Origin of the sequence: Paenalcaligenes sp. (assembly GCF_030152715.1) — a bacterium.
Taxonomy (GTDB): domain Bacteria; phylum Pseudomonadota; class Gammaproteobacteria; order Burkholderiales; family Burkholderiaceae_B; genus Paenalcaligenes; species Paenalcaligenes hermetiae.
In genome coordinates this window covers 1-11,650 of the sequence record NZ_JASLIX010000019.1, presented here as the reverse complement: position 1 = coordinate 11,650, position 11,650 = coordinate 1, and the positions used below count along the sequence as shown (strand labels likewise).

The window sequence follows — 11,650 nt, the reverse complement described above, 5'->3', positions numbered from 1 at the left end:
CAGGGCGTGAAGTTTTCGTTGAGAGGCGGGAAGTAGTGAGGAAATTAGGCTGCCAACAAAGGGTAAGGCCAAAATTATGAGCAAGTACATCAGGCTCTCGGTAAGAAAGTGGAGTTTAGACGTCAATCATACGGTGTTTGTCATGAGTAATGACAAAAAAAGCGTAAAGCGGAGGCTGGCAGCAAAAGTGGGCTTGACCTATATCAAGAGGCGGAAAGTTAAAAAACGTCATAATAGGAAACAGAAAATCGTTTTTTATAGGCATTTGGAGTTTTATGATGGGTGAAATAGCCGAACCTCTTGATACGGTACAGATTTCAGAGGAATTGATTCGACGTTTTGATCGTTCGGGACCACGTTATACTTCGTACCCTACCGCAGATCGCTTTCAAGACGACTTTAGCTCGGATCATTATATAACGGCTTTAACTCATCGTCAGCAATTTGTCAGCCCGCCCCCGTATTCGTTATATGTTCACCTGCCTTTTTGCGCTTCACTTTGTTATTTTTGTGCCTGTAATAAAATAATTACTCAGGATCAAAGTCGTTCGCGCCATTATGTTGATACGGTTTTACAGGAATTACAACTGCTAGCGCCTTATTTGGGTGAGCAGCGTTTAACAGGACAGCTGCACTTGGGTGGAGGCACACCGACTTTTTTACCCGCTGAAGAGCTTAAACGGCTAATGCAGGGGATTCAGCAGCAGTTTCATTTCGAACCTAGCGCAGAGCTAGGTATCGAGATTGACCCGCGTACGGTAAATGCTGAGACTCTTTCTTACCTAGCAGAGCTGGGGTTTAATCGTACGAGCTTTGGGGTGCAAGATTTTCATCCTCTGGTTCAGCAAGCGATTAATCGCGTTCAACCCTTAGAAATGGTAGAAATGGCCATGGCGGCAAGTCGAGCTGCTGGGTTTGAGTCAATTAATACGGACTTGATTTACGGGTTACCCAATCAAACACAAGAGACGTTTGCACAAACAGTTGAAGCGCTATTATCTTTGCGACCAGACCGTATTGCTCTTTATAACTATGCCCACTTACCACAGCGTTTTAAAGCACAGCGTTTGATTAATGCCGACTTATTACCTTCAGCTGATGAACGATTGGCGATTTTTTTGATGGCGGCCCAGCGTTTATTGGACGCGGGCTATGAGTACATTGGTTTAGATCATTTTGCCTTACCTGAAGACGAGTTGAGCCAAGCTCGCTTAGATGGAAGCTTACATCGTAACTTCCAAGGTTATACAACACGAGCACAAAGTGATTTGATTGGTCTAGGGGTATCGGCAATTGGTAAGGTCGGTGGTACGCATGTACAGAATCAGCGCTCGCTCAAATCTTATCGCTCAGCCATTGAGGCAGGCCAGTTGGCAACATTTAGAGGGTTGGTGATGAGTGCTGAGGATGAGCTTCGTGCCGAAATTATCATGACTTTAATGTGTAGCATGCGTGTGGATTTTGCCTCGCTTAGTCAACGCTATCAATTGGATGTGGCTGAGCATTTTGCCGCAGAACGTGCCGTTTTAGCACCCTATCAGGAAGCGGGTTTAATACAGGCCGACGCACATCATATTCAGATCACTGCTAAGGGGCGATTATTTGTACGCGCCATTAGTATGGTATTTGATGCCTACCTGACTCAGGCGACAGCAGCTACCTATTCACGTTTGATTTAACTAGGGGTCATCATGTCCTTGATGTCTGAAGCGCTTTTACTTTCACCTAAACGGTTGGCGGCACATCCTTTATTTCAAGGTTGGAGCCCAGATGCATTAAAACAGCTTTTTGCTCAGTCGGAATTTTTGCAATTTGAGTCAGGGCAGTTTTTGTTTAAGCGTGGGGGTCACTGTGACGCTTTTTATGTTATAGATAGTGGTCAGGTGCAGTTACAAATGCGCTCACCAGCAGGCAAGGTAAAGGTGTTCAATTGCCTTAAAGCAGGTGAGAGTGCCGGAGACGCTTACCTATTAATGAACAGTGTTTATCGCGTAGATGCCATGGCACTGGATTCGGTGCGAGTGCTAAAGATTACTGCTGAGGCATTTTTTGGTTATTTAGCGCAACAGCCGGCTTTAATGCGACATTTATTGGCGACACTGAGTGAGCGTTTGCATCAGCTGTTGGGGGATGTGTTAACAGCGAATTTGCATTCAGGCACTCAGCGCGTTATTTGTTACCTGCTTGGGGATTTGCCTTTGAAAAATGGGGTGAAAACGACGCTGCATTGTTCTAAAGCGCAAATTGCGGCAGCACTAAATTTAACCCCTGAGCATTTTTCGCGCATATTGCATGACCTGTCCAGCCGCGGTTTTATAGCGGTGGACGGGCGTCATATTATGTTTTTAGATGTCGATGGCCTCTGCGAATATCATCGTTAGGCTTCAGCCTTTTCGCCACCCAGGGCATTTAGTAGTTCTTGTAATAAATGATTTAGCTCACTGCACATGAGGAAAAAGGCCGCATCAAAGGCTTGCGCTTCGTCCTCGTAATGGGGGTCTTGTGTTGAAGTTAATAAATCCGTTGCTGCTAAGCGTTTGATCTCTAAGCCATCGCTAAGTACAAAAGAGATTTTGTCGGCCCACGTCAGTGCAAGACGGGTGCACTGTTTACCTTGAGAAATATGATGTCGGATTTCCTCGTTGTCTAGACTGTGACGGGCATAACGAATCACCGCTCTGCTGTCTCCGCTGGCGCGCAGCTCTGCATCTTGATCAATGCTAAATGGATAGGGGGCCTCGGCTTGAGCGAGCCAGCCAGTCATGGCTGTGGTAGGGGCTAGTTCGGTATAAACGGGTAAAGCAGGAAAAAGGGTAAATGTTTTGGCTAATAAGCCCATAACCTCATCGGCAGTCGCAGCAGCGGCAGCATCCACAGCCAACCAGCGGTTTTCAGGATCGATCCAGACGTGAGTTAGCCTTTCTATGCTGAAAGCACGTGGCAGAAGTTCAGTAATAAGATCCTCTTTGAGTTCTTTCATTTGCTTGCGGCCTACTTTATAGCCTTGTTCTGCCTCTTTATCTTTGGCGCGGGCACGAGCAATTTGATTAACTACAGTGGTTGGCAGCAGTTTTTTTTCTGCTTTAACACAAAGAAGGATTTGCCCATTAACGCGATGTACTAAATCTGCGTTTTCTTGTACGGGTGCCCAACCTATGCTGACAGGGTCTTGGCTACTACCGGGAGTAAAGGCTTGGCTAGCAATAGCGTCGTCAATGTGCTCGGCATCCCAGTCAGGATGGAGGCGAAAAAAGCGTAAATTTTTAAACCACATAATGCTGCAAGAAAATTTAAGAATAAAAAAGCATTGTACGCATAAATGCCAAGTGACGGGTAAGGGGTGGTACTTTTTACCTATGGTGAATAATGCGTACAGATAAAATAATGTAAATGCGCTAAGCTTAGGGTGCAAAATGAATCGTATCTATGCCAACATGTAGGCATAGAAAGTAGATATCTGTATATTTATACAGTATAATAGGTTTTTACTGGAATGGGGCATGCCCCTAACTCTAAAGGACATTTACATGGATGATAAGCGCAATAAAGCCATTGCTGCCGAACGCGAAAAAGCCTTAGCTGCTGCACTGTCTCAAATTGAAAAACAGTTTGGCAAAGGCTCCGTCATGCGCTACGGGGACAATCAGGTTGAGCATGATATTCAAGTTTGTTCCACTGGCTCTTTAGGTTTAGACATCGCTTTAGGGGTGGGAGGTCTACCTCGGGGTCGGGTCATTGAAATCTATGGCCCCGAATCCTCAGGTAAAACCACCCTGACGCTTGAAGTCATCGCAGAGATGCAAAAGCTAGGTGGTACATGTGCTTTTGTGGATGCTGAGCATGCGTTAGATGTTCAGTATGCCGCCAAGCTTGGTGTAAATTTAAATGATTTGCTTATTTCCCAACCCGATACGGGCGAGCAAGCGCTAGAGATTACAGATGCACTGGTGCGTTCCGGTTCGGTGGACTTAATTGTCGTAGACTCGGTAGCCGCTTTAACCCCCAAAGCCGAAATCGAAGGTGATATGGGTGATTCGCTACCGGGCTTGCAAGCTCGCCTCATGAGCCAAGCATTGCGTAAGCTTACTGCAACAATTAAACGTGCTAATTGCATGGTGATATTTATCAACCAAATTCGCATGAAAATTGGGGTGATGTTTGGCAGCCCTGAAACCACTACTGGTGGAAACGCGCTAAAATTTTACTCTTCTGTGCGCTTGGATATTCGCCGTATTGGTTCAATTAAGCGTGGCGATGAGGTGGTTGGTAACGAAACGCGGGTTAAAGTCGTTAAAAACAAAGTGGCTCCACCTTTTAAACAGGCTGAATTCGATATTATGTATGGGGGCGGCATCTCACGTGAAGGCGAGATCATTGACCTAGGGGTACAGGCGGGTATTGTGGACAAAGCAGGTGCTTGGTATAGCTACGAGGGCACACGCATTGGCCAAGGCAAAGACAATGCACGCGAATACCTTAAAGAGCATCCTCATATGGCGCGTGATATTGAAAACAAAGTACGAGCCCATCATGGCATTACATTGCTGGAGCCCGTAGAAGCTCCAGTAGCTTCTACCCCTGAAGCAAAGGCGGCGGAAGACGAAAAATAATATATGTCTGATTGGGAGTTTTTTCAGGATGACGAGAACTTTGAGCAGCTGGAAATCACCTCTGCTCAAACTCCGTCACCTGCACCGAAAAAAGCAGGTCCCTCACTGAAAGCCCGTGCGATCGACCTGCTTTCTAGGCGCGAGCATTCTCGTGTGGAGTTACGGCGCAAGCTATTACGCCACGCCGAGGATCCAGATCAGGTAGATAGCTTGCTCGATGAGCTTGCGCAACAAAATTGGCAATCCGATGAGCGCTTTGTGCGTAGTCATCTTAATCGACGCGCCAATAAATTTGGCACGTATCGCTTATTGCAAGAATTGCGTCAACATGGTGTAGATGAAAACCATATTCAAGCGGCACAGACTGACCTAAAAGAAACGGAGTTTGAGCGAGCTTATGACATCTGGGAACGGAAATTTGGCCAAGCGCCCACCGATCAAAAAGCCTATGCAAAACAATACCGTTTTATGGCAAACCGTGGATTTGGATCGGAGGTGTTACGCCGTATCTTAGAGCGCTTTAACGATTCCTTTTAAGTGCTGAAAACATGTCTGTTGGGCTTGTTCTAAAAACGCCACCATATAGTCTGCATCGCTATCTTCACTCCGTTTGGCTGCATAGAGTGTGCGCCAAATTCCATTTTCTCCCAATTTGGCCGTGCGTAGCCACGGGTTTTGTTGATATTCAGCTAAAGCCCAATTAGGAAGGCTGGCAACACCTCGTAAACTGGCGACCAGTTGCATAATGATGGGAGTTAGTTCTGCTTTGCGGATTTCCGCGGGTTCGATGTCGGCGGGATCTAAAAACTGGGTGAAAATATCTAAGCGTTGTTTTTCTACGGGATAAGTAATAAGTGTTTGATCTGCTAACTGCTCTGGTTCAATATAAGCATACGTGGCTAAAGGGTGTTTGGCAGCCATCACCAACACGAGCTCGTAGCGAAATAAAGGGGTGTAGTCGATTCCAGCCAGAGGTTGAGGGTCAGAGGTGATCACCATGTCTAAGTCACCGCGTAATAGCGCGGGCAATGGTGCAAAAGAAAAAGCGGCAGAAAGATCTAGGCTAACGTCAGGCCAATCGGCACGAAACTGATCCAAGGTGGGCATGAGCCATTGGAAACAAGAGTGGCAATCTATGGCTAAATAAAGCCGACCTGTACGACCAGCCGCTAAGCGTTGTAGTTCGCGTTCTGTTGCCCGAATTTTAGGTAGTACCTCGTCGGCAAGGGCCAAAATGCGCAAAGCTGCTGTTGTTAGGCGCGCTGGGCGTGTGCGTCGGTTTAACAGTTGTAATTTGAGTCGGACCTCTAGGTCGCGTAGCTGATGTGATAAAGCGGATTGGGTGACGTGCAAGGTTTCAGCCGCCTCTTGGAGGCTTCCGGTGGCACGAATAGCGCTCAGCGTTTCAAGATGACGAATTTCAAGCATGATTTTAGTTGAGTTTTATTCATATAGTGTTTGTGGGATTTGATTTTTTATTTTGGCATATATCCTAGACAATAGTAAGTATGGTTTGCTTAATTGCATTTTCCTTATTTGCTTATGGGGTTTAGGTATATGACTGTTTTTCATAATCTGGGTTTTCCGCGCATTGGTAAACAGCGCGAACTAAAAAAAGCGGTAGAGGCATATTGGAATCAAGAGCTGTCGCAAGAAGCTTTGCAACAAGAAGGCGCACGACTACGCCAAGCACATTGGCAGCTGCAACACGAGGCTGGGGTTAAATGGGTACCAGTGGGTGATTTTGCCTGGTATGACCACATTTTAGAGTGGACCACAACCTTAGGGGTGGTGCCGGCACGGTTTCAGCATCCAGTCGGAAGCAGTGTGGATTTGGATACGTTATTTCGGATGGCGCGTGGTCGAGCCCCTCAAGGGCAGCCTGCAGCCGCTTGCGAGATGACGAAGTGGTTTGATACGAATTATCACTACATTGTGCCAGAGTTAGAGGCGAATCAGTCTTTTTATCTTGCACGCGAAAGTTTATTTGATCAGGTGGCTGAAGCTCAGCAAGCCGGGTTTGAGGTTAAACCTGTGATTCCAGGACCATTAACATGGTTGTGGTTATCAAAAGGGGATAGTTTTAGTGAGGGGGCGGGGGATGTGGCTAAATTACAGCTATTACCTGCTTTGCTTACGGTGTATATAGAAATACTCGAACGCTTAGCAGCCCAGGGAGTGGAGTGGGTGCAAGTGGATGAGCCGGCTTTAGTACTGGACTTACCTCCTGCTTGGTTACAAGCCTATGCGACTGCTTATGAGCAGCTAGCACAAAGCCCTGTTAAATTACTGGTGGCGACTTATTTTGAAAGTATTGCGCATCATATTGATACGGTAAAACAGCTTCCTGTCGCTGGTTGGCATATTGATATTGTGCGCGCACCTCAACAGCTAAACGCTGTAGTAGAAGCCTTAGGGGCAGATCAGGTGCTGTCAGTAGGGGCGATTGATGGGCGTAATATTTGGCGTTCAGACCTGGATGCGTTAAGTCGCCAATTACAAGTGGTGCGTGCGCAGCTCGGATCGCGACTTTGGATCGCTCCTTCTTGTTCGTTGTTGCATGTGCCGGTGGATGTAAGCAGTGAAACGGGTCTAGATGAAGAATTAAAAAGCTGGCTGTCTTTTGCTGTGCAGAAACTGGAAGAGTTGCGCTTATTGACTGCGCTTTTAGAGGGGACGGTTTCGGACGCAGATCAGAAATATCTGCTTGCACAGAGATCTGCTTTGCAAAGTCGCGCACATTCAGCACGTACGCATAACCCTGAGCTGCGAGCGAAGCTGAAAAAAATAGATCAGATCTCACGTACTCGTACGCCTTTTGCTGAGCGTATTCACGTGCAACGAAAACATTTAAATTTGTCGGCTTTTCCCACTACAACTATTGGGTCTTTTCCACAAACCAAAGAAATACGTCAGTTACGACGCGATTGGCGAGAGGGGAATGTGAGCGATGCGGCGTATGAAAAAGCCATCCAAGCAGAGATTGAGCGCGTCATTCGCTTCCAAGAGGAAATAGGCATCGATGTGTTGGTGCATGGCGAGGCAGAACGTAATGACATGGTTGAGTATTTTGGTGAACTGCTTGCTGGTTTTGCTTTTACTCAAAATGGTTGGGTGCAAAGCTATGGTTCGCGTTGTGTCAAACCTCCGATTATTTTTGGTGATGTGTTACGTCCCGCGCCTATGACGGTGGCTTGGTCGGCTTATGCACAATCTCTAACAACGCTGCCAGTAAAAGGGATGTTGACTGGTCCGGTGACAATGCTGCAATGGTCTTTTGTGCGTGATGATCAGCCTCGCAAAGAGACATGCCAGCAGTTAGCGTTGGCTTTGCGTGATGAGGTATTAGATTTAGAGGCAGCGGGGATACAAGTTATTCAAATTGATGAGCCTGCAATTCGAGAAGGGCTGCCGCTGCGCCGTGCTGACTGGGAGGCCTATTTGCAATGGGCAGTGGATTGCTTCCGCCTTAGCACTAGTGGAGTAAAAGATAGTACGCAGATTCACACTCATATGTGTTATTCCGAGTTTAATGACATCATGCAAGCCATTGCGGCCATGGATGCGGATGTCATTACGATTGAAACCTCACGCTCTAATATGGAGTTGTTAGAGGCGTTTGAAGACTTTCATTACCCGAATGACATTGGCCCTGGCGTGTATGATATTCACTCGCCTAATATTCCACAGCAAGAGTGGATGGTTAGCTTAATGCAAAAAGCTGCACAAAAGCTCCCTGCAGAGCGATTATGGGTGAATCCTGATTGCGGCTTAAAAACGCGAGGTTGGCCTGAAACCCAGGCGGCTTTGCTAGAAATGGTTGCCGCTGCACGTTATTTACGCCAACACTTATAGCCTAAAGCTATAGGGTTAAAGCTTATTATGCCCCTTAGCCATGATATGGTCATGGAAAAGGGGTTTTTTTGTGGAATTCACTCTATAGGCTGACATATTGCTGACAAAAGTGAGGAAAATTGCAGCCTTAGGGGGTAGGTGCGTTATACTTAACTGGTTTTTGTTGTTTGTCTTTGCTTAGGTGTTTTCTGTATGTCTCTGTCAACCACATCAGTGAAACGCTCGCCTTTACATAAACGGGCTGTGACCGTAGAGGTATTTGAGCGAGAGGATGGTCTGTGGGATCTAGATGCTGTCTTGGTTGACACCAAATCGTATGATTTTCCCCTATTCGAAGGTGGGGTACATCCCGCAGGGCAGCCGGTTCACCATATGCTGTTGCGCATTACTATCGACGACAGTTACACCATTGTAGATGCCGCGGTTCAATACGAAGCGGCGCCTTATAAAATCTGTGCCACTATCGCTGATGACTATCGGCAATTGATCGGTCTAAATCTCTTACGTGGATTTAGGCACGATGTGCGTGCGCGTTTGGCGGGGCGATATGGTTGTACGCATATGACAGAACTTACGAATGTCTTGCCTACTGCTGCGGTGCAGGGGATTGCTACTCGCTTGAATCGAATCAAGGCAACAACACAGCAGCAGGATAAACGCCCATTTCATATTGATGGGTGTCATGCCTTACGTGCAGATGGTGATATTGTTCGGGTTTACTATCCTAAGTGGTACGAGAAGCCCGATACGTAGTGTTTTTGCTTGTTTGTTGCAACGCAGCAAATGAGCAATTTTTTTAATGTGTTCTTAGACTGACAGGTACTAAATGAAAATTCATGAATATCAGGGCAAAGCACTGTTAAGAAAGTACGGTGTAGCGGTGCCAGAAGGCATTCCTGCATTTTCCGTCGATGAAGCAGTTGCTGCGGCCGAAAAGCTAGGGGGCCCAGTTTGGGTTGTTAAAGCGCAAATTCATGCCGGCGGTCGTGGTATGGGTGGCGGGGTGAAATTAGCTCGCTCAATGGACGAGGTTAAGCAACTCGCTAACGAAATTCTTGGGATGCAGCTGGTCACACACCAAACCGGTCCCGAGGGACAAAAAGTACGTCGTTTGCTTATTGAAGACGGCGCGGATATTAAAAAAGAATACTACGTAGGTATTGTGACGGATCGTGAGTCGCAGCGCGTATGCGTGATGGCCTCTGCCGAAGGTGGTATGGAAATCGAAGAGGTAGCGGCCACTCATCCTGAGAAAATTCTCAAGGTTTTTGTGGATCCAGCTACGGGCCTAACTACCGAAGAAGCCATGGGTCTTGCAGCAGGGATTGGTATTCCTGAGGCTTCGCAAGCACAAGCAGCCGATCAGTTCAAAAAACTGTATCAGGCTTACTGGGATACCGATGCTTCGTTGGCTGAAATCAACCCATTGATTTTGACTGGCTCGGGCGACATCATGGCGTTGGATGCAAAATTCAACTTTGATACGAACGCACTGTTCCGTCAGCCTGAAATCCTTGAGTACCGTGACTTAGACGAAGAAGATCCTGCAGAAGTAGAGGCCAGCAAATTTGATTTGGCCTATATCCAACTGGATGGCAATATCGGTTGTTTGGTGAACGGCGCTGGTTTGGCGATGGCAACCATGGATACCATTAAGCTATTTGGTGGTGAGCCTGCAAACTTCTTGGACGTTGGTGGTGGTGCTACCGCAGAAAAAGTGACTGAAGCTTTTAAAATCATGTTGAAAAACGATGATGTGAAAGCCATTTTAGTGAATATTTTTGGCGGTATTATGCGCTGTGATGTGATTGCCGAAGGGGTAATCGCAGCGTGCAAGGCGGTGAACTTAGATGTGCCTCTTGTGGTACGTATGAAAGGAACCAACGAAGAGCAAGGTAAGAAAATGTTGGCCGAGTCTGGTTTACCTATCATTAGTGCTGACACCATGGCCGAAGCAGCAACCAAAGTTGTGGCGGCTGCCAAATAACCGGAAAGGATTTATTTCATGTCAATTCTAATTAATAAAGATACCAAGGTCATTACACAAGGTATTACAGGTAAAACCGGTCAGTTCCATACACGTATGTGCCGTGAGTATGGTAACGGGATGGAAGCTTTTGTAGCGGGCGTAAACCCTCGTCGTGCTGGTGAAGACTTTGAAGGGGTACCTATTTACGCCACCGTTAAAGAAGCCAAAGCAGAAACCGGTGCGACCGTTTCGGTCATTTATGTTCCTCCTGCTGGTGCTGCGGATGCTATCTGGGAAGCCGTGGACGCGGATTTGGATTTAGTAATTTGTATTACTGAAGGGATTCCGGTGCGCGACATGCTCGAAGTACGCAATCGCATGCGTGCAGAGAACAAGAAAACGTTACTGCTTGGACCAAACTGCCCTGGTTTGATTGTTCCTGATGAGTTGAAAATCGGGATTATGCCGGGTCATATCCATCGTAAGGGTCGTATTGGTGTGGTGAGCCGCTCTGGTACATTAACTTATGAGGCTGTTGCTCAACTGACAGAGCTTGGCTTGGGCCAGTCCGCTGCGGTTGGTATTGGTGGCGACCCCATTAATGGTTTGAAGCATATTGATGTGCTGAAAATGTTTAATGATGATCCGGATACGGATGCGGTCATCATGATTGGTGAAATCGGTGGTCCAGATGAGGTAAATGCAGCTCGTTGGGCCAAAGACAACATGACTAAACCGATTGTGGGCTTTATTGCGGGTGTGACAGCTCCAGCAGGAAAGCGCATGGGTCATGCGGGGGCGTTGATTTCCGGTGGCGAAGACACGGCCGATGCGAAATTAGCAGTGATGGAAGAGTGCGGTATTAAAACCACACGTGATCCATCAGAAATGGGCAAATTACTTAAATCTATTTTGTAATTTGACGAGCTAGCAAAAAGCCCAGCGTATATACGCTGGGCTTTTTGCTTGGATGACAAGAAAGTTAGTTTTGCTCTAACAAGCGTTGTGCTTCGATACGAACCCGTTCTGGTGCCGTGCCCCCGATGTGGTTGCGTGCTGCTACTGAACCCTCTAGGGTAAGCACATCAAAAACATCATTTTCGATAGAAGGGTGAAAAGCTTGTAATGCTTCTAGGCTTAAATCGGCTAAATCGCAGCCTTTTTGTTCGCACTCGCGCACAGCCAGGGCAACGGTTTCGTGAGCATCACGAAATGG

10 protein-coding genes and 1 pseudogene are annotated in these 11,650 nt (G+C 47.0%); 8 read left to right on the top strand and 3 right to left on the bottom strand.

The annotated features are described in order from the left end of the window. The first annotated feature begins 275 nt into the window (after positions 1-275). Positions 276-1,679, top strand: a complete 1,404-nt coding sequence (gene hemN, locus Q1V74_RS01135; RefSeq protein ID WP_300646684.1) for an oxygen-independent coproporphyrinogen III oxidase — start codon at positions 276-278, stop codon at positions 1,677-1,679. A gap of 12 nt (positions 1,680-1,691) precedes the next feature. Beyond that, positions 1,692-2,381, top strand: a complete 690-nt coding sequence (locus Q1V74_RS01130; protein ID WP_300646683.1) for a Crp/Fnr family transcriptional regulator — start codon at positions 1,692-1,694, stop codon at positions 2,379-2,381. On the opposite strand, the gene Q1V74_RS01125 is transcribed toward Q1V74_RS01130, so the two are convergent. Beyond that, positions 2,378-3,274 (bottom strand): recombination-associated protein RdgC, encoded by an 897-nt coding sequence (locus Q1V74_RS01125; protein ID WP_300646682.1) that lies wholly within the window; start codon positions 3,272-3,274, stop codon positions 2,378-2,380. The two genes, Q1V74_RS01130 and Q1V74_RS01125, sit on opposite strands and share 4 nt — an antisense overlap. 253 nt (positions 3,275-3,527) lie before the next feature. Between Q1V74_RS01125 and recA the strand changes: the two genes are divergently transcribed. Then, the gene (gene recA / locus Q1V74_RS01120; RefSeq protein ID WP_300646681.1) at positions 3,528-4,610 is read left to right on the top strand and encodes a recombinase RecA; all 1,083 of its coding nucleotides are present in this window, start codon (positions 3,528-3,530) and stop codon (positions 4,608-4,610) included. A 3-nt stretch (positions 4,611-4,613) separates the two neighbouring features. Continuing rightward, positions 4,614-5,147 (top strand): recombination regulator RecX, encoded by a 534-nt coding sequence (gene recX / locus Q1V74_RS01115; RefSeq protein WP_300646680.1) that lies wholly within the window; start codon positions 4,614-4,616, stop codon positions 5,145-5,147. Here the strand turns inward: recX and Q1V74_RS01110 are convergent. Continuing rightward, positions 5,121-6,038: a LysR family transcriptional regulator gene (locus Q1V74_RS01110; RefSeq protein WP_260649763.1), complete on the bottom strand. Its 918-nt coding sequence runs from the start codon at positions 6,036-6,038 to the stop codon at positions 5,121-5,123. The two genes, recX and Q1V74_RS01110, sit on opposite strands and share 27 nt — an antisense overlap. A gap of 129 nt (positions 6,039-6,167) precedes the next feature. Between Q1V74_RS01110 and metE the strand changes: the two genes are divergently transcribed. The 4 genes from metE to sucD all read left to right on the top strand — a co-directional run bounded on the left by metE (position 6,168) and on the right by sucD (position 11,352). Then, on the top strand, positions 6,168-8,465 hold the full coding sequence (gene metE / locus Q1V74_RS01105; RefSeq protein ID WP_300646678.1) for a 5-methyltetrahydropteroyltriglutamate--homocysteine S-methyltransferase: 2,298 nt from the start codon (positions 6,168-6,170) through the stop codon (positions 8,463-8,465). Between the two features lie 192 nt (positions 8,466-8,657). Continuing rightward, on the top strand, positions 8,658-9,218 hold the full coding sequence (locus Q1V74_RS01100; protein WP_300646677.1) for a DUF2889 domain-containing protein: 561 nt from the start codon (positions 8,658-8,660) through the stop codon (positions 9,216-9,218). Positions 9,219-9,291: 73 nt separating this feature from the next. Next, positions 9,292-10,452, top strand: coding sequence for an ADP-forming succinate--CoA ligase subunit beta (gene sucC, locus Q1V74_RS01095; RefSeq protein WP_260649767.1), 1,161 nt, complete (start codon positions 9,292-9,294; stop codon positions 10,450-10,452). A gap of 18 nt (positions 10,453-10,470) precedes the next feature. Next, on the top strand, positions 10,471-11,352 hold the full coding sequence (gene sucD, locus Q1V74_RS01090) for a succinate--CoA ligase subunit alpha (protein WP_260649768.1): 882 nt from the start codon (positions 10,471-10,473) through the stop codon (positions 11,350-11,352). A 64-nt stretch (positions 11,353-11,416) separates the two neighbouring features. Here the strand turns inward: sucD and Q1V74_RS01085 are convergent. After that, a pseudogene (locus Q1V74_RS01085) lies at positions 11,417-11,650 on the bottom strand (argininosuccinate lyase); the annotation flags it as partial.